This window comes from Rhodococcus sp. ACPA1 (assembly GCF_002300195.1).
Taxonomy (GTDB): domain Bacteria; phylum Actinomycetota; class Actinomycetes; order Mycobacteriales; family Mycobacteriaceae; genus Rhodococcus_F; species Rhodococcus_F opacus.
Window position 1 is genome coordinate 495,858 of the sequence record NZ_NSDX01000004.1, and the last position, 16,643, is coordinate 512,500.

Sequence of the window (16,643 nt, forward strand, 5' to 3'; positions counted from 1 at the left end):
CATCAAGGAGAAATTCATGAGCCTGCCCCCCATCCTGCAAGACCGGCTTCGCCTGCCCGTGGTCGCGTCGCCGATGTTCATCGTCTCGGGTCCCGACCTGGTGATCGCCCAGTCGACGTCGGGAATCGTCGGATCCTTCCCCTCCCTGAACGCCCGCCCGCAGCCGGTGTTGCGCGAATGGCTCACCCGCATCACCGAAGCCCTCGCCAAGCACGACGCCAACAACCCCGAGACCCCGTCCGCGCCGTACGCGGTCAACCTCATCGTCCACAAGAGCAACGACCGTCTCGACGAGGACCTCGCCACCATCGTCGAATTCCAGGTCCCGATCGTCATCACATCCCTCGGCGCCCGCGCCGATGTCAACGAGGCCATCCACAGCTACGGCGGCATCGTCCTCCACGACGTCATCAACAACAAGTTCGCGAAGAAGGCGGTGGAGAAGGGCGCCGACGGCCTCATCGCCGTCGCGGCCGGCGCCGGCGGACACGCGGGCACCCTGTCGCCGTTCGCGTTGATCCAGGAGATCCGCGAATGGTTCGACGGACCGGTCCTGCTGTCGGGCTCCATCGCTCACGGCCGCTCGGTCCTCGCCGCGCGGGCCGCCGGCGCCGACCTCGCCTACATCGGCTCCGCGTTCATCGCCACCGAAGAGGCCAACGCGGATCAGGGCTACAAGCAGATGATCGTCGACTCCACCGCGTCCGACATCGTCTACTCCAACCTGTTCACCGGCGTGCACGGCAACTACCTGCGCGGCAGCATCGAGGCCGCCGGACTCGACCCGAACAACCTCGCCGTGTCGGACCCGTCCGCCATGAACTTCGGTGTCGGCGAGGACGCGGACAAGAGCACGAAGTCGGAAGCCAAGCCCTGGCGCGACATCTGGGGCGCCGGACAGGGCATCGGCGCAGTCGACGCCGTCGTCCCGGCGGCGGAGATCGTCGAACGCCTCACCCGCGAGTACGCGGACGCGCGGGCTCGCCTGCTCTAGGCGCTTCGCGCCCGTGCGTGGTTAAGGAGTCCAGAGACTCGTCAACCACGCACGGGCGGCGGAGCCGCCTATCCTGCCGCGATGTCGCGGCCGATGATTTCCTTCATGATCTCGGTGGTTCCGCCGTAGATCGTCTGGATCCGGCTGTCGACGTACGCGCGGCCGATGGGGTACTCCATCATGTAGCCGTAGCCGCCGTGCAACTGGACGCAGCGGTCGACGACACGCTTCTGCAGCTCACTGGCCCACCACTTGCCCTTCGACGCGTCGACGGCGGTGAGTTCGTCTGCGTTCGAGGCGAGTACGCACCGGTCGATGTGCGATTCGGTCACCTCGATCTCGGTGAGCATCTCCGCCAGCGCGAACCGGGTGTTCTGCAGGTCGCCGATCGGCTTCCCGAACGCCTTGCGCTCGAACACGTAGTCCCTCGTCCACTGGTAGGCGGCCTTCGCGGCGGCAATCGCGTTGACCGCGATCGAAATGCGTTCGAGTGGCAGGTTTTCCATGAGGTGAACGAAGCCGCGACCCTCGGTGCCGAGCAGATTGGTGGCGGGCACCCGCACGTCCTCGAACACGAGCTCGGCCGTGTCCTGACCGGCCAGGCCGACCTTGTGCAGCTTGCGGCCCCGGCTGAAACCGGGCATGCCCCGCTCCACGACGAGGAGCGAGAACCCCTTGGAACCGGCGCCCGGGTCGGTACGGGCGACGACGATGACCAGGTCCGAGTGAATGCCGTTGGTGATGAACGTCTTCTGCCCGTTGATCACCCACTCGTCGCCGTCGCGCACCGCGGTGGTCTTCACGCCCTGCAGGTCGCTGCCGGCGCCGGGCTCGGTCATCGCGATGGCGCCGATCAGCTCGCCCGCGGCCATGCCGGGCAGCCACCGCTGCTTCTGCTCGTCCGTGCCGAGGTTCACGATGTACGGGATGGCGATGTCGTCCTGGAGGGACAGTCCCGAACCGAACGACGTCGTCGCGGTGCGGGCGATCTCCTCGGCGACGACGTACCGGAAGCGGTAGTCGGTGACGCCCGAACCGCCGAACTCCTCGGGCACGCCGAGTCCGACGATCCCGGACTTGCCGGCCGCCAGCCACGCCGAGCGGTCGATGAGCCGGTCCGACTCCCACCGTTCGTAATTCGGCTCGATCTCGCGGGCGAGGAACTCGCGCACGGTCTCCCGGTACGCTTCGTGATCCTTCTCGAAAAGGGTGCGCTGCATGGCCTCTCCTTGTCGCCGGGACGAGCTCGTCCGGCTCGGTGGACCCGGCGCGATGTCAGTGGGCGGGTAGATACCCGACGGTGTGTAGGGCGATGTCGACGTAGCGGCCGGCGACCTGCTCGGGGGTCAGTGCTCCACCGAGCTGGAACCAGCGTGGAATGGACTGGCACATCCCGAGGAGGGCGCGCACGGTCTCGGGGACGTCCCCGCTGTGGAACACGTCGCGGGCGACGCCGTCGGCGACGAGGTCGATCATCATCAGTTCGAGCCGCTTGCGGGTCGCGGCGTAGCGGCTGCGGCTGTCGGCCGAGACGTGCCGCAACTCGGTGTCGAGGGAGACGTGCCGCACCCGGTACGTCATGTACAGGACGATCGCCTCGACGACGTTGGAGAATTGGGCCACCACGTCGTCGCCGGCCTCGCGGGCGGCTGCCTCGGCGCGGTCGTTCAGTTCGCGCATCTGCATTTCGAACAGGGCCACGAGAACGGCTTCCTTGCTCTCGTGGTGGTAGTACAGGGCCGGAACGGTCACCCCGACACGACGGGCGATCTGCCGCACCGTCGTGCCGTGGTAACCGTTCTCGTTGAACAGATCCAATGCCTGCTCGAGGATGGGCGTCAGCGGCAGGGCCTCGAACGTCCGCCAGTCGGCGTACACCGGCTCCGTCACGGTCGGCCCGTCCTCGCGCAGAGTCACAGGTCGCCGATCAGCGCGGTGCCATGCGGATGGCGCCGTCGAGACGGATGGTCTCGCCGTTGAGCATCGGGTTGCTGACGATGTGCGCGGCGAGCGCGCCGTACTCGGACGGGTCGCCGAGACGCGACGGGTGCGGAACCTGACCGCCGAGCGACTGCTGCGCGGCCTCCGGCAGGGATCCGAGCAGCGGCGTCTTGAACAGGCCGGGAGCGATCGTGTTGACGCGGATCAGCAGCGACGCGAGGTCGCGGGCGATCGGCAGGGTCATACCGACGACGCCACCCTTGGACGCGGAGTACGCGGCCTGACCGATCTGGCCCTCGTATGCGGCGACGGAGGCGGTGTTGATGATGACGCCGCGCTCGCCGTCGATCGGCTCGTTCTTCGAGATGCGCTCGGCGGCAAGGCGGATCACGTTGAACGTGCCGATGAGGTTGACGGTGACGATCTTGGTGAAGTCGGCCAGCGGGAACGCGCCGTTCTTGCTCACGGTCTTGATGGCGTTGCCGATGCCGGCGCAGTTCACGGCGACACGCAGCGGTCCGAGCGACTCCGCGACATCGAGTGCGGCGGACACGTCGGCCTCGCTGGTGACGTCGCCGGCGGCGAAGCGCACGCGGTCGCCGAGTTCCTTGGCGACGGTCTCACCGTTGGACGAGGGCAGGTCGATGATGACGACGCTGGCGCCGTCGGCGAGCAGGGCCTTGGTGGTGGCCAGGCCGAGGCCGGAGGCACCGCCGGTGACGAGTGCGACGCTGTCGTTGACGATCATGTCTATACCTTTCGGAAGCAGGGTTTTCGGGAGGTAGGTCAGATGCGTTCGATGATGGTGGCGTTGGCCATGCCCGCGCCCTCGCACATGGTCTGCAGGCCGTAGCGTCCGCCGGTGGCCTCGAGGTTGTTGACCAGGGTGCTCAGCAGGCGGGTGCCCGACGAGCCGAGTGCGTGCCCGAGCGCGATGGCGCCGCCCCACGGGTTGAGCTTGGCCGGGTCGGCCCCGAATTCGTGCGCCCACGCCAGCGGCACCGGCGCGAACGCCTCGTTGACCTCGTAGGCGTCGATGTCGTCGATGCTCAGCCCCGACTTCGCGAGGATCTTCTTGGTCGCCGGGATCGGCGCGGTGAGCATGAAGACCGGGTCGTCACCGGCAACGGCGAACGAATGGAACCGGGCCCGCGGGGTCAGCCCCAGCTTCGACGCCATCTCCTCGCTCATGATCAGCGCCGCGGACGCGCCGTCGGTCAGCGGCGACGAGTTGCCCGGGGTGATGTGCCACTGCGCCTCGGGGAACCGGGCCGCGTACTTCTCGGAGTAGAACGACGACTTCAGCCCGGACAGTCCCTCGGCGGTGGTGGAGGCGCGCACGGTCTCGTCAGCGGTGTGCGTCACCGTCTCACCGGCGGCGTTGGTGACCGAGATCGGGACGATCTCCTTGTCGAACAAGCCCTTCGACAACGCGTCGGCGGCCCGCTGATGCGACTGCGCGGAGAACGCGTCGAGGGTGTCCCGGTCGAACTTCCACTTGGCGGCGATCAGTTCGGCGGAGATGCCCTGGTTGACCAGTCCCTCGGGGTAGCGGGCGGCGATGCCCGGGCCGGACGCGTCCTGACCGATGGTCGTCGTGCCCATCGGAACGCGGGACATCGACTCCACACCGCAGGCGATCACGATGTCGTAGGCGCCGGCGATCACGCCCTGCGCGGCGAAGTGCGCCGCCTGCTGGCTCGAGCCGCACTGGCGGTCGACGGTGGTGGCCGGAACCGAATCCGGGAATCCGGCCGACAGCACCGCCGTCCTGGAGATGTTGAGGGCCTGCTCGCCGGCCTGTCCGACGCAGCCGCCGATGACATCGTCGACCTGTGCGGGGTCGATGCCGTTGCGTTCGACGATGCTGCGGAGCACGTGCGCCAGCAGTTCGACCGGGTGCGTGCCGGACAGCGCACCGCCCGGCTTGCCCTTACCGGAGGCGAGGCGGACGACGTCCACGATGACAGCGTTGGTCATGATGTTCCCTTTCGATGGTGTGCGGCTGCGCCACCCGTGAGTACTTATTAACCGCGGGGCGTTAACAAGTACTCACGGGTCAGCGGCCCTGCCAGACCGGCTGGCGCTTCTCGGCGAAGGCCGTGGGGCCTTCCTTGGCGTCGGCGCTGGTGAAGATGGTGGCGATGGCGGCGTTGTTCGCCTCCCATGCCCGGTCGCCCCAGTCGGGTTCGGTTGCGGTGCGGTGGATCATGGCCTTCGATTCGCGCACCGACAGCGGAGCGTTCGCGGCGATCTGCTCGGCGAGTTCGAGCGCGACGTCGAGGGCGGTGCCTGCCGGGGCCACGCGGTTGACCAGGCCCAGCTCCTTGCCCTGCGCCGCGCTGATCGGTTCGCCGGTGAGCGCGATCTCCAGCGCGACCTTCTTCGGGATCTGCTGCTGCAGGCGGATCACACCGCCCGCGGCGGCGAACAGTCCGCGCTTGACCTCGGGAAGCCCGAGCTTCGCCTCCTCATCGACGACCGCGAGGTCACTGGCGAGCACCAGTTCGGTGCCGCCGCCCAGGGCGAAGCCGTTGACCGCGGCGATGGTCGGCTTGCTGATCCAGTGCTGTGCGTATCCGGCGAATCCCCACTCAGGATGCCCGTCCGCGGCCGTGCTCTCGCCGGACGCCAGGGCCTTGAGGTCGGCGCCCGCGCAGAACGCGCGGCCGGTCCCGGTCACGACGACCACTCGTACCTCGGGGTCGTTCTCGGCCTGCTCGAGCAGACTGCCCACTGCGGTCGACAACGCACCGTTCACCGCATTGAGCGCCTTGGGGCGGTTCAGCGTGATGATGCCGATGCCTCCGCGCCGCTCCCACAGTGCGGCTGCCTCCGTCGTCTCCGTCTGTTCTGGCACGTCTCATCCTCCGCCTCGGCCTGATTACTGATCGCTCGTTAAAGTTAGTACCACGGCGTCACCGGCACGGTCAATGATCGAATTTATCTAGCGCCCGTTCAGTTGCGTCTGGTATGGATATTCAGGGACCGACGGAGGAGATCACCACGTGTATGCCCAGCAATTGACCACCGCTTCCGGCCCCGCCGGAGTCCAGCTCACCGAGATCGACGAACCCGACGGAACCGGCCTCGTCGTCGTGGATCTGCACGCCGCCGGAGTGTCGTTCCCCGACCTGCTGCAGACCACCGGCAGCTACCAGATCGTCCGCGAACTGCCGTTCGTACTCGGCGTCGAGGGCGCGGGCGTGGTCCGTAGCGCACCCGAGGACAGCGGCATCCGGGCCGGGCAGCGGGTGGCCGTCCTCGCGTCGGACGGAGCGTGGCAGCAGACCGTCGCGGTGGAGCCGGACTCGGTGTTCCCGCTGCCCGATTCGGTGTCGTTGACTGCCGGGGCAGGTTTCCTGATGAACTACCTCACCGTGCACTTCGCCCTCGACGAGCGCGCCCGCTACCGCGCCGGTGAGACCGTGCTGGTGCACGGCGCCGCCGGCGGTGTCGGGGTCGCCGCACTGCAGGTCGCGGCCGCGCTGGGACTCGAGACGATCGCCGTGGTCAGCACCGAGGAGAAAGCCGGCATCGCAAAGGCCAACCGCGCCGATCACGTCGTCCTCGTGGACGGCTGGAAGGACCGGGTCCGCGACCTCACCGCAGGCCGCGGAGTCGACATCATCCTCGACCCGGTCGGCGGCGACCGTTTCACCGACAGCCTGCGCAGCCTCGCGCCCAACGGGCGGCTGGTGGTCCTCGGCTTCACCGGCGGCGAGATCCCCACCGTCAAGGTCAATCGCCTTCTCCTGCGGAACATCTCCGTTCTCGGGGCCGGCTGGGGCGAGTACGTGCGCACCAACCCCGGCTACACGACCAGGCAGTGGGCGGGCCTGGGCCCGCTCCTCGAATCGGGGGCGCTGCAGATCGCCGAGCCGACCACCTACTCGTTCGAACACGCCTGTGACGCGCTGCGGACGCTCGAAACCCGGTCCGCCACCGGCAAGATCGCCCTCTCCGTCCGCCCTTCCTGACAAGGATCCCCATGAGCTCCGACATTCCCGGCGTGGACACGACCGTCGACGACGGCGTCCTCCGCGTCACCCTCGACCGCCCCGCCCGCATGAACGCCGTCACCACTGAAACCCTCGACGCCGTCGCCGACGCATTCGACAAGCATGCGGGCGACGCGGAGGTGCGGGCCGCCGTCCTCACCGGCACCGGTCGTGCGTTCTGCACGGGTGCGGACCTGGGTGGCGAGAACGTCTCCGGCCCGCCGTCGTCCGCGACGATCGACGCCGCGAACCGCACGGCGGCCGCGATTCGCGCGTTCCCCCGGCCCGTGATCGGCGCGGTCAACGGGCCAGCCGCCGGCGTCGGGGTCTCGCTCGCCCTGGCCTGCGACCTCACGATCGCCACCGAGTCGAGCTATTTCCTGCTCGCGTTCACGAAGGTCGGCCTGATGCCGGACGGTGGTGCCACCGCACTGGTCGCCGCCTCGGTCGGTCGCGCTCGCGCACTGAAGATGGCGCTTCTGGCGGAACGACTGCCCGCACATGAGGCTCTCGCGGCCGGTTTGATCGCCGACGTGGTCCCCGACGACGAGTTCGCCGCGACCGTCGCCGCCCTCGCGAGACGTCTCGCCGACGGACCGTCGGAGGCGTTCCACTTCACCAAGGACGCGGTCAACGACGCCACCCTCGTCGAACTCGACAACGCGTTCGCCCGCGAGCGCACGGGTCAGCTCGACCTCCTCGCCGCCCCCGATTTCCGGGAAGGTGTCGCGGCGTTCCTGGACAAGCGTCCCGCCGTGTTCGGCCGCGGCTGAGGACCTCACGATGAGTACGACGTCGAACGCTCAGCCCTTCGCCTCCCGGCGCACCCACTGGGCCAATCATGTTGCCCGGCACGCCTTCGCGAAACCCGATGCCGTGGCACTCAGGTTTCGGTGCACGTCGACCACCTGGCGGGAACTCGAGGACCGCAGCGCGAGGACGGCAGCCGTCCTCGCCGCCCACGGTGTCGGCCGCGGCGACCGGGTCGTGCTGCTGCTGACCAACCGCCCCGAGTTCCTCGAGGTGATGCTGGCCGCGACTCGCCTGGGTGCGATCGCGGTGCCGGTGAACTTCCGGCTCAGCCCGGGCGAAGTGCGGTTCATCGTCGCCGACAGCGACGCCACCGTCGTGGTCGTCGAGGATTCACTCACCGCTCTCGCCGCGGAGGTCGACGACGGCGTGCCGGTTCTCATGGTCGGCGACACGCCCGACGACACCTCGCTCGAGACGCAGTTGCGCGCAGCCGATCCCGACGTCCCCATCGCGGACGTGGCGGAAGACTCCCCCGCCGCCATCATGTACACGTCCGGCACCACCGGTCGTCCGAAGGGCGCGGTGCTGTCGCACCTCAATCTGCAGGCGCAGGCACTGACCCTCATCCGGGGATGGCGACTGTTCGACACCGAGTCCGAGGTCAACCTGGTCTCGTCCCCGCTGTTCCACATCGCCGCCCTCGGCAGCGTCGGGCCGTTCCTGCTGATCGGCGCCACCATCGTGATCCACCCGACCGGTGCGTTCGATGCGACCGAACTACTCGACGCGCTCGAGCGTGAGCGGGTGACCAGCGTGTTCATGGTGCCCACCCAGTGGCAGGCCATCCTCGACGACGCCGGCCCCGAGGGTCGGGACCTCGCCCTGCGGGTACTGGGCTGGGGAGCCGCGCCGGCCACACCGACCCTCCTCGACCGCTTGTACGCCGCCTTCCCGGACGCCGCGATCGTCGCGTTCTTCGGGCAGACCGAGATGTCCCCGGTGACGTGCGTGCTCGACGGCAAGGACGCCGTGCGGAAGATCGGGTCGGTCGGGAGGCCGATCGACACCGTGGCGATGCGTGTCGTCGACGAGGCGATGAACGACGTGGCGCAGGGCGAGATCGGTGAGATCGTCTACCGCGGACCGGGACTCATGGAGGGGTACTGGCGGAACCCCGAGGCCACCGCGGACGCGTTCGACGGCGGCTGGTTCCACTCCGGCGATCTCGTGCGGGTGGACTCGGATGGGTTCGTGTACGTGGTGGACCGCAAGAAGGACATGATCATCTCGGGTGGGGAGAACATCTACTGCGCCGAGGTCGAGAATGCCCTTGCCGCGCACCCGGACATCCTGGATGTCGCCGTGATCGGGCGGGCCGACGAGCGCTGGGGTGAGGTTCCCGTCGCGGTCGTCGTCCCGCGGGCCGGGGCGGCACTCGAAGTCGACGTCCTCGCGGACTGGCTCGACGGCCGGGTCGCCCGCTACAAGCGGCCCAAATTCGTCGAGATCCTTCCCCAACTGCCTCGCAACGCCAGCGGCAAGGTCGTCAAAGGCGTTCTGCGCGAACAGTTCGGCACGGTGAGTAGCTAGGCACGGAGGTGGCGGACGAGGAAGTCGGTCTCGTCCGCGACCACCCGCTCGAAGAGCTCACCGAAGTAGGGGTCGAAATGACCGCCCGGGTACACGTGCACCTCGGCGTCGGGGGTCTTGGCCGCGGCCTTCTGCGCGCTGCGGGTGAACGTGACGACGTCGTGGTCGGCGATGGCGAAGAAGACGGGGCAGGCGATCTTCCCGACCGTCGTCGTCGGCCGGTACAGCGCTGCCTGTAACGCCACCCGCCCCGGAGTCTCGTTGCGCCACGTCGAACCGGGCGGATCCATCCGGTGATATCCCGCCTCCGCGTCGGGTGTGGTCATGGCCGCGAACGAGCCCGGTGGCCCGACGACGGGAAACATGTACGGCGGCCTGCGTCGCAGCTGGGCGTACCGGTCCCGCAGGTAGGCGACCGCCATGCGGCCGAGCCCGGCCACGCCGAGTCGCGGAAGGTTCGTCAGACCGTCGACGTACGGAACCTGCGACACGACCGCGGCCACGCGCCGGTCCCGCGCGGCCGCCGTCAGGACGAGTCCGCCGGACAGTGACGTTCCCCAGAGCGCGACCCGGCTGGGGTCGATGTCCGGGCGGCTGCGCACGAACGCGACGGCACAGTCCCAGTCGTCGAGTTGACTGTCGATGTCGAGCAGTTGGCGGGGTTCGCCGTCGCTGGCACCGAAGTAGCGGTAGTCGAACACCAGCGCGGCGACTCCCGCGGCCGCGAACCGTTCCGCGAACGCGTCGAGTCTCTGCTCGCGCACCCCGCTCCAGCCGTGCGCGAGCACCACACAGGGTGCTGCCGTGGCAGTTTCGGATCGGCGCCGGTACAGCCAGGCCGCGCAGCGCTGTCCCCGCGAGGAGAACCACACGTCCTCACGGCGGACGTCAGGGCACGACCGACCAGCTTCGACGGGTGTCGGCCGAGGATTCATGGGAGGCGCCTCCGAGAGGTGTGAACAGCGTCCAGTCTCAGGCCCTGCGGACAGCGCCGCCAGCCACCCTAGGGTGAAGAATCGGCACCCCAGGGTGGAAAATCAGCTCTCGAGGGCGACTTTCATGCGCTCGAGGGTCTGCCTCATCCCGTCCCGCATCAATTGGTCGCGGTTGCTGCCCAGCACCTTCGACTTCTGCACCAGCCGCACCCACCAGACGGGCGTCGCGTAGATCTCCCGGGTCTCGGTGACGAGCGTGCCGGCGCCGGAGGGTTCGAGGTGATACGTCCAGCGTGCCTTCGGCTCGCCCGCCTCGAACGAGAACCTCTGGCCCGGAACGACATCCACGACGGTGCAGTGGGTCTTCCACCGCACCGCCCCGTGCCGGTTGGCGCCGACGAACTGCGCCCCCACGGTCACCCGAGTGCCGGACGTCCAGCGCGCCCCGGTGTTCTCGGGGCTGAACCGGCCCATGCCCTCCACGTCGGTCACCACGTCCCACACCTCGCCGGGCGCGACGTCGATCAGGATGCTCGCGCTGTCCACGTCTAGCGGCCCGGAATCCACTGCAGCGCCTTCACGAAAGGCGGCATGATCTTGGCCCACACCTTCGGCGACAGTCCACGCGGACCGCCGAGGTTGAGGATGCGGGTGGTGGCGATGGTCTGCGGTTCGGTGTACTTGAGGAGCCCGTCGTCGCCGTGTCGGCGACCGACACCGGACACCCCCATGCCGCCCATCGGCGCACCGGTGCTGCCCCACGCCGGGGCGTAACCCTCGTCGACGTTGACGGTTCCGGCGTGGATCCGGGCGGCGATGGACTCGCCCTCCGCCTTGGTTCCCGCCCACACGCTGGCGTTCAGGCCGTACTCGGTGTCGTTGGCGCGTTCGATCGCCTCGTCCACGTCGGCGACGGGGTAGATCGAGACCAGCGGCCCGAACGTCTCGTCGCGGTAGCACTCGGCGTCCTCGGGAACACCGGTCAGGACGGTCGGCTCGTAGAACAGGGGGCCGAGGTCGGGGCGCGCCTTGCCGCCGGCGACCACGGTGGCGCCCTTGACGACCGCGTCGTCGACGTGGCTGGACACGGCCTTGACCTGGGCCTCGGACACGAGGCTGCCCATTTCGATGCCGAAGTCGTAGCCGGCGCCGAGCTTCATGTTGCGGACGCGTTCCCCGAACATCCGGGTGAACTCGGGTGCGATGGACTCCTCGACGTAGATCCGCTCGATCGAGATGCACAGCTGCCCGGAGTTGGAGTAGCAGGCGCGGACTGCGGCGTCGGTGACCTCACGGAGGTTCGCGCCGGCGGTGACGATCATCGGGTTCTTGCCGCCGAGTTCGGCGGAGAAGCCGATGAGACGGCGACCGGCCTGCTCGGCGAGGAGCTGACCCGTGGCCGAGGACCCGGTGAACATCAGGTACTCGGTGTTCTCGACGAGGGCGGTGCCGACCACCGAGCCCGGTCCGGGGACGACGGCGAACAGGTCGCGCGGCAGGCCCGCCTGGTACAGCAGGTCGACGCAGGCCAGGGCGCAGTACGGGGTCTGGCTGTCGGGCTTGAGGACGACGGCGTTGCCGGCGAGGAGCGCGGCGACGGCGTCGGACACCGCGAGGGTCATGGGGTAGTTCCACGGCGAGATGACGCCGACGACGCCCTTCGGCTGGTACCGCACGACCGTCTTGGTGAGGCCGGGCAGCATGCCGGAGATGCGGCGGGGCCGCAGCAGCTTGGGGGCGACGCGCGCGTAGTGGCGGGCGGTCATCGAGATGTCGAGGACCTCCTCCTGCGCGGCGGCGCGGGACTTGCCCGTCTCGGCCTGAGCCATGTCCATCAGGGCGTCGCGGTTCTCGAGCACCAGGTCGCGGTAGCGGTGGAAGATCGCGGCGCGTTCCGTGACGGGACGCGTGGCCCATTCCTTCTGCGCCACCCGGGCACGTGCGATCGCGTCCTGGGCGTCCTGAGCGGTACCGACCGGGACGGTGGCCAGTTCCTTACCCGTGAACGCCTCGACGACGGATCGCGTCGGGCGATCCGCCGTATCCGGGATGGCGATGAGGTCGGCGAGCCGCGCGAACGTGGCGGCGGACGGAACAGGCATTTCGTACCCCTACTGGTTAGTAGTTTTTGCGGTTACACATAACTTACCTGCTTGGTGTGCCAAGTCACAGGGGCGGATGGCTAGTGCCGGTCTTCGAGCCCGACAGCCTCCCGCAACTTCTCCTCCGCCTTCTTCAGCTCGGGATTGTCCCGGGCGGAGGAATCGAGCAGGGCGGCGAGCGCCTCGGCGATGACGTTCAGTTTCTCCTGCAGAGCCTCGGTGGCCCGGCGGCTGGCATTCTCGAGCAGGACCACGAGAAGCAACGTGAAGACGGCACCGGCGGTGTGGATGGCGATCTGCCACTCGTGGAGATCCTTCCAGAGCGGAATGCTGACGACCCACAGCGCGACCACTCCGGCGCAGATCCCGAAGAAAGGCGCCTGACTGACCCGGAGTTCGATCTGCTCGACGAACCTGTCGAACGCCGAACGCTGATCGGTGGGCTGCTGACGTGCAGCCTTCGCGTTGCGCACCATCTTCGGAGTCTAGGCGCAGCCACCACTCCGGATATGCCCGTTTCAGCTGATATGCCCGTTTCAGGGCATGGCGACGTTCAGCGCAAGACCGCCGACCGGGTAGTACATCCGGTCCCGTGCGGCCGCACGTATCCCTGTCTTGGGCTTGCGTAGCGACTCGTTGGTGACCTTCGACGGAATACCCGTGGTGAACAACATGAACTCGTGATTCATACGCTGGGAAGTCGACCGCGCCGACGACGCCATCGACATCCTTTGGGACCTTTTCGAGGCCGAATTTGCGTACGCCGAATCCCGGAGCGAGGCCAACCTAGAACGGCTGATCACCGCATTCGATGCGGCCGCCACAGGTCAGACACGCATGCTGACGATGGCGCGTACTGGGTCAGGCCAGAAACCTATACCACCTTCGATGGCGTCAACGTAAATCTTCTCGCGAACAAGTACGGCGACGTTGCCGCGCAGCTCAACCTCGAGGGCAAGATCTCCGGTGAGGACTTCCTGGCCAACACCGAGACCATCAGCGCCTGGCTCTCGTCCCCGGATTCTCCGTTCGACACGCCACCGGAGCTTTCGCCGCGTGGCATTTCCAAGCGATCAGCGACGCGCCACAGGCGCCCGCCGACGACATCACAGCCGCCGCGGACGTCGAGTCAGCGGACTCGGTACCGAGGCGACAGCGCGGGAAGTCGCATCGGAGTACGTCGTCGCCGACATCATTGCCGATGGCTCTTTCCTCGACATTCAACTCCTGGAATCGATGATTGAGGCCGTGAAGTCGAAGAAGAACATCATCTGGCAAGGGCCACCCGGAACCGGCAAGACGTGGCTCGCCCGACGCCTTGGCTGGGTGCTGTGCAACAAGCGTCAATCCGACCGGATAACCCTCCTGCAGTTTCACCCGTCGATGTCCTACGAAGACTTCATCCGCGGGTTCCGGCCCGGCTCCGACGGCAAACTCACCCTGATCGACGGCCCTCTGCTCACCGCCTCCCAGAACGCCCGCCAAGACTCCGAACACGACTACGTCGTGGTCATCGAGGAGATCAACCGCGGCAACCCCGCACAGATCTTCCGCGAGATGCTCACCCTGCTCGACCACGACAAGCGCGACCCCGAGAACGCGCTGAACCTCGCCTACCCCCGGGGGCGGGGAAGGACCGTTTCATCTGCCCTCGAACCTGCACGCCATCGGCACGATGAACGTCGCGGACCGGTCCCTGGCCCCGGTAGCCCACTCCCTCGCCTCGTCGGCGCGCGACAGTCCGCCGAGTGTGTGCACGTCGGCCTCACGCAAAGTCGACATAGCGCTACGGCGGCGATTCGCCTTCTTCGACCTGGAGCCGGAGTACAACGATGCCTGGCGCGAGTTCGTCATCGAACGCGGCTACGACGAATCGGTCGTTGACCGCATCGCGGTGCGGATGACCAAGCTGAACGAGGTGATCGCGGCCGACCCGAACCTCGGCAAGGACTACTGCATCGGTCATTCGTACTTCACTCCGGGATCCGTCGCCGCGTCGGGCGAGAACTTCTCGGAGCGCTGGTACCTCCTGGTGATCCAACTGGTTCGACAAGCCGCAGGTCGCTAAGGATCGCGGTGAAACTCGATCACGCGCAATTGGATATGCCAGCGGCGGCTGTCACCAGGGCGGTGGAGTATCTGGTTCCCGCGAACCCTCTGTACGACATGCTGTGTACGCATCTCCACCACTTGGCCCGGACGGCCGCAGCGGCTCCGCTGCTTCTCGACCATCTCGAGGGCGCGACGGTCCGGCTCGCTCGCGTACTCGTCGCGAGCGCCGCCGACGACGACGCACGACATCGGGAGTCATTCGAGCACAGCCTGCCGGCGCGACTTCGCCTCTACATCGAGTCGAACCTCACAGATCCTCGCTGTCACCAGCCGGCGCCTCGACTGTGGTCTCCGAACGCATTTCACGCGTCGATTCCGCGACGCGTCGGCATGACTTCACGCGAGGGGCGGTGGTTGCCGGAATCGACCGACCGACAGTGTGTGCGGCTTGGGTGTTCGTGCCTGGGAATGCCGAAAGCCCCCCAACGTGGTTGGGGGGCTTTCGGTAACGGATGTTCGGCGGTGTCCTACTCTCCCACACCCTGTCGGGTGCAGTACCATCGGCGCTGGAGGGCTTAGCTTCCGGGTTCGGAATGGGACCGGGCGTTTCCCCTCCGCTATGGCCGCCGTAACTCTATGAAACTGTCACACGGAACATCAGCGAAGACACACAACAACCATTGTTGTTGGTGGTGTTCTTCTTCTTCAGTTCTGAAACGTGTGTGTTGTTTCAGATACTGCACAGTGGACGCGTAGCTTCTTTGTGGTAAGTCCTCGGCCTATTAGTACCAGTCACCTGCATCCGTTACCGGACTTCCAGTTCTGGCCTATCAACCCGGTGGTCTGCCGGGGGCCTTACCCCCTCGAGGGGGTGAGAAACCTCATCTTGGAACAGGCTTCCCGCTTAGATGCTTTCAGCGGTTATCCCTTCCGAACGTAGCTAACCAGCGGTGCTCCTGGTGGAACAACTGGCACACCAGAGGTTCGTCCGTCCCGGTCCTCTCGTACTAGGGACAGCCTTCCTCAAGTTTCTTACGCGCGCGGCGGATAGAGACCGAACTGTCTCACGACGTTCTAAACCCAGCTCGCGTGCCGCTTTAATGGGCGAACAGCCCAACCCTTGGGACCTACTCCAGCCCCAGGATGCGACGAGCCGACATCGAGGTGCCAAACCATCCCGTCGATATGGACTCTTGGGGAAGATCAGCCTGTTATCCCCGGGGTACCTTTTATCCGTTGAGCGACACCGCTTCCACTTGCCGGTGCCGGATCACTAGTCCCGACTTTCGTCCCTGCTCGACCTGTCAGTCTCACAGTCAAGCTCCCTTGTGCACTTGCACTCGACACCTGATTGCCAACCAGGCTGAGGGAACCTTTGGGCGCCTCCGTTACATTTTGGGAGGCAACCGCCCCAGTTAAACTACCCACCAGGCACTGTCCCTGAACCAGATCATGGTCCGAGGTTAGAGGTCCAATACGATCAGAGTGGTATTTCAACAACGACTCCACACTCACTGGCGTGAGCGCTTCACAGTCTCCCACCTATCCTACACAAACCGAACCGAACACCAATACCAAGCTGTAGTGAAGGTCCCGGGGTCTTTTCGTCCTGCCGCGCGTAACGAGCATCTTTACTCGTAATGCAATTTCGCCGAGTCTATGGTTGAGACAGCTGAGAAGTCGTTACGCCATTCGTGCAGGTCGGAACTTACCCGACAAGGAATTTCGCTACCTTAGGATGGTTATAGTTACCACCGCCGTTTACTGGGGCTTAAATTCTCAGCTTCGCCATTGCTGGCTAACCGGTCCTCTTAACCTTCCAGCACCGGGCAGGCGTCAGTCCGTATACATCGTCTTACGACTTCGCACGGACCTGTGTTTTTAGTAAACAGTCGCTTCTCACTGGTCTCTGCGGCCCCACCCAGCTCACACTGCAAGAGTGATCACCGGACGAGGCCCCCCTTCTCCCGAAGTTACGGGGGCATTTTGCCGAGTTCCTTAACCATAGTTATCTCGATCGCCTTAGTATTCTCTACCTGACCACCTGTGTCGGTTTGGGGTACGGGCCGTGTGAAAGCTCGCTAGAGGCTTTTCTCGGCAGCATAGGATCACTGAATTCGCCTCATTCGGCTATGCGTCACCTCTCAGGCTTGATGAACGGCGGATTTGCCTACCGTTCGCCCTACAGGCTTACACCAGTATTACCACTGACTGGCTCAGCTACCTTCCTGCGTCACCCCATCGCTTGGCTACTACCAGATCAGGTCCCATGCAT

Annotated in this window: 15 protein-coding genes, 2 rRNA genes and 1 pseudogene (1 of these 18 only partly in view); 6 read left to right on the forward strand and 12 right to left on the reverse strand. The window is 66.5% G+C overall.

Annotation, left to right across the window (positions count from 1 at the left end; translation table 11 throughout):
• Nucleotides 1-16 precede the first annotated feature (16 nt).
• A complete protein-coding gene (locus CJ177_RS20205; protein WP_095868445.1) occupies nucleotides 17-994 on the forward strand; it encodes a nitronate monooxygenase family protein in 978 nt (325 codons plus the stop codon).
• 68 nt (nucleotides 995-1,062) lie between these two features.
• Here CJ177_RS20205 and CJ177_RS20210 read toward each other — a convergent pair whose 3' ends face one another.
• The 5 genes from CJ177_RS20210 to CJ177_RS20230 all read right to left on the reverse strand — a co-directional run bounded on the left by CJ177_RS20210 (nucleotide 1,063) and on the right by CJ177_RS20230 (nucleotide 5,795).
• Complete coding sequence (locus CJ177_RS20210) at nucleotides 1,063-2,214, reverse strand: acyl-CoA dehydrogenase family protein (RefSeq protein ID WP_061042175.1); 1,152 nt, start codon at nucleotides 2,212-2,214, stop codon at nucleotides 1,063-1,065.
• 55 nt (nucleotides 2,215-2,269) lie between these two features.
• A complete protein-coding gene (locus tag CJ177_RS20215) occupies nucleotides 2,270-2,911 on the reverse strand; it encodes a TetR/AcrR family transcriptional regulator (protein WP_005248950.1) in 642 nt (213 codons plus the stop codon).
• A 10-nt stretch (nucleotides 2,912-2,921) separates the two neighbouring features.
• On the reverse strand, nucleotides 2,922-3,683 hold the full coding sequence (locus CJ177_RS20220; RefSeq protein ID WP_005264856.1) for a 3-hydroxyacyl-CoA dehydrogenase: 762 nt from the start codon (nucleotides 3,681-3,683) through the stop codon (nucleotides 2,922-2,924).
• A 38-nt stretch (nucleotides 3,684-3,721) separates the two neighbouring features.
• On the reverse strand, nucleotides 3,722-4,915 hold the full coding sequence (locus tag CJ177_RS20225) for a thiolase family protein (RefSeq protein ID WP_061042174.1): 1,194 nt from the start codon (nucleotides 4,913-4,915) through the stop codon (nucleotides 3,722-3,724).
• A gap of 79 nt (nucleotides 4,916-4,994) precedes the next feature.
• Nucleotides 4,995-5,795, reverse strand: coding sequence for a crotonase/enoyl-CoA hydratase family protein (locus tag CJ177_RS20230; RefSeq protein ID WP_061697799.1), 801 nt, complete (start codon nucleotides 5,793-5,795; stop codon nucleotides 4,995-4,997).
• 148 nt (nucleotides 5,796-5,943) lie between these two features.
• On the opposite strand from CJ177_RS20230, the gene CJ177_RS20235 reads away from it, so the two are divergent.
• The 3 genes from CJ177_RS20235 to CJ177_RS20245 are packed head-to-tail and all read left to right on the forward strand — an operon-like array spanning nucleotide 5,944 to nucleotide 9,279.
• Nucleotides 5,944-6,915, forward strand: a complete 972-nt coding sequence (locus CJ177_RS20235) for an NADPH:quinone oxidoreductase family protein (RefSeq protein WP_061697800.1) — start codon at nucleotides 5,944-5,946, stop codon at nucleotides 6,913-6,915.
• An 11-nt stretch (nucleotides 6,916-6,926) separates the two neighbouring features.
• A complete protein-coding gene (locus tag CJ177_RS20240; RefSeq protein WP_095868446.1) occupies nucleotides 6,927-7,709 on the forward strand; it encodes an enoyl-CoA hydratase in 783 nt (260 codons plus the stop codon).
• A 10-nt stretch (nucleotides 7,710-7,719) separates the two neighbouring features.
• The gene (locus CJ177_RS20245; RefSeq protein WP_095868447.1) at nucleotides 7,720-9,279 is read left to right on the forward strand and encodes a long-chain-fatty-acid--CoA ligase; all 1,560 of its coding nucleotides are present in this window, start codon (nucleotides 7,720-7,722) and stop codon (nucleotides 9,277-9,279) included.
• On the opposite strand, the gene CJ177_RS20250 is transcribed toward CJ177_RS20245, so the two are convergent.
• The 5 genes from CJ177_RS20250 to CJ177_RS20270 all read right to left on the reverse strand — a co-directional run bounded on the left by CJ177_RS20250 (nucleotide 9,276) and on the right by CJ177_RS20270 (nucleotide 12,990).
• The gene (locus tag CJ177_RS20250; protein ID WP_095868448.1) at nucleotides 9,276-10,214 is read right to left on the reverse strand and encodes an alpha/beta hydrolase; all 939 of its coding nucleotides are present in this window, start codon (nucleotides 10,212-10,214) and stop codon (nucleotides 9,276-9,278) included. The genes CJ177_RS20245 and CJ177_RS20250 overlap by 4 nt on opposite strands.
• Nucleotides 10,215-10,316: 102 nt before the next feature.
• Nucleotides 10,317-10,760 (reverse strand): SRPBCC family protein, encoded by a 444-nt coding sequence (locus CJ177_RS20255; RefSeq protein WP_095868449.1) that lies wholly within the window; start codon nucleotides 10,758-10,760, stop codon nucleotides 10,317-10,319.
• A gap of 2 nt (nucleotides 10,761-10,762) precedes the next feature.
• Nucleotides 10,763-12,316 (reverse strand): succinic semialdehyde dehydrogenase, encoded by a 1,554-nt coding sequence (locus CJ177_RS20260; RefSeq protein WP_095868450.1) that lies wholly within the window; start codon nucleotides 12,314-12,316, stop codon nucleotides 10,763-10,765.
• Between the two features lie 80 nt (nucleotides 12,317-12,396).
• Nucleotides 12,397-12,792 (reverse strand): low affinity iron permease family protein, encoded by a 396-nt coding sequence (locus tag CJ177_RS20265; RefSeq protein WP_061697805.1) that lies wholly within the window; start codon nucleotides 12,790-12,792, stop codon nucleotides 12,397-12,399.
• 60 nt (nucleotides 12,793-12,852) lie between these two features.
• Nucleotides 12,853-12,990, reverse strand: a complete 138-nt coding sequence (locus CJ177_RS20270) for a hypothetical protein (RefSeq protein WP_192817855.1) — start codon at nucleotides 12,988-12,990, stop codon at nucleotides 12,853-12,855.
• 562 nt (nucleotides 12,991-13,552) lie between these two features.
• Here CJ177_RS20270 and CJ177_RS49410 point away from each other — a divergent pair.
• Nucleotides 13,553-13,873 (forward strand): annotated as a pseudogene (locus CJ177_RS49410) (AAA family ATPase); the annotation flags it as partial.
• A 118-nt stretch (nucleotides 13,874-13,991) separates the two neighbouring features.
• Complete coding sequence (locus tag CJ177_RS48355) at nucleotides 13,992-14,384, forward strand: hypothetical protein (protein WP_061697806.1); 393 nt, start codon at nucleotides 13,992-13,994, stop codon at nucleotides 14,382-14,384.
• A gap of 498 nt (nucleotides 14,385-14,882) precedes the next feature.
• On the opposite strand, the gene rrf is transcribed toward CJ177_RS48355, so the two are convergent.
• Nucleotides 14,883-14,999: ribosomal RNA gene (gene rrf / locus CJ177_RS20285) — 5S ribosomal RNA — on the reverse strand.
• Nucleotides 15,000-15,130: 131 nt separating this feature from the next.
• Nucleotides 15,131-16,643 (reverse strand): 23S ribosomal RNA (locus CJ177_RS20290); it runs 1,621 nt beyond the window's last position.

Excerpts from the sequence above, each read along its gene's own strand:
- CJ177_RS20205 (WP_095868445.1), top strand. The coding sequence starts at position 17 with ATGAGCCTGCCCCCCATCCTGCAAGACCGGCTTCGCCTGCCCGTGGTC.
- CJ177_RS20210 (WP_061042175.1), bottom strand. The coding sequence starts at position 2,214 with ATGCAGCGCACCCTTTTCGAGAAGGATCACGAAGCGTACCGGGAGACC.
- CJ177_RS20220 (WP_005264856.1), bottom strand. The coding sequence starts at position 3,683 with ATGATCGTCAACGACAGCGTCGCACTCGTCACCGGCGGTGCCTCCGGC.
- CJ177_RS20225 (WP_061042174.1), bottom strand. The coding sequence starts at position 4,915 with ATGACCAACGCTGTCATCGTGGACGTCGTCCGCCTCGCCTCCGGTAAG.
- CJ177_RS20240 (WP_095868446.1), top strand. The coding sequence starts at position 6,927 with ATGAGCTCCGACATTCCCGGCGTGGACACGACCGTCGACGACGGCGTC.
- CJ177_RS20245 (WP_095868447.1), top strand. The coding sequence starts at position 7,720 with ATGAGTACGACGTCGAACGCTCAGCCCTTCGCCTCCCGGCGCACCCAC.
- CJ177_RS20250 (WP_095868448.1), bottom strand. The coding sequence starts at position 10,214 with ATGAATCCTCGGCCGACACCCGTCGAAGCTGGTCGGTCGTGCCCTGAC.
- CJ177_RS20260 (WP_095868450.1), bottom strand. The coding sequence starts at position 12,316 with ATGCCTGTTCCGTCCGCCGCCACGTTCGCGCGGCTCGCCGACCTCATC.
- CJ177_RS20265 (WP_061697805.1), bottom strand. The coding sequence starts at position 12,792 with ATGGTGCGCAACGCGAAGGCTGCACGTCAGCAGCCCACCGATCAGCGT.
- CJ177_RS20270 (WP_192817855.1), bottom strand. The coding sequence starts at position 12,990 with ATGTTGTTCACCACGGGTATTCCGTCGAAGGTCACCAACGAGTCGCTA.
- CJ177_RS48355 (WP_061697806.1), top strand. The coding sequence starts at position 13,992 with ATGAACGTCGCGGACCGGTCCCTGGCCCCGGTAGCCCACTCCCTCGCC.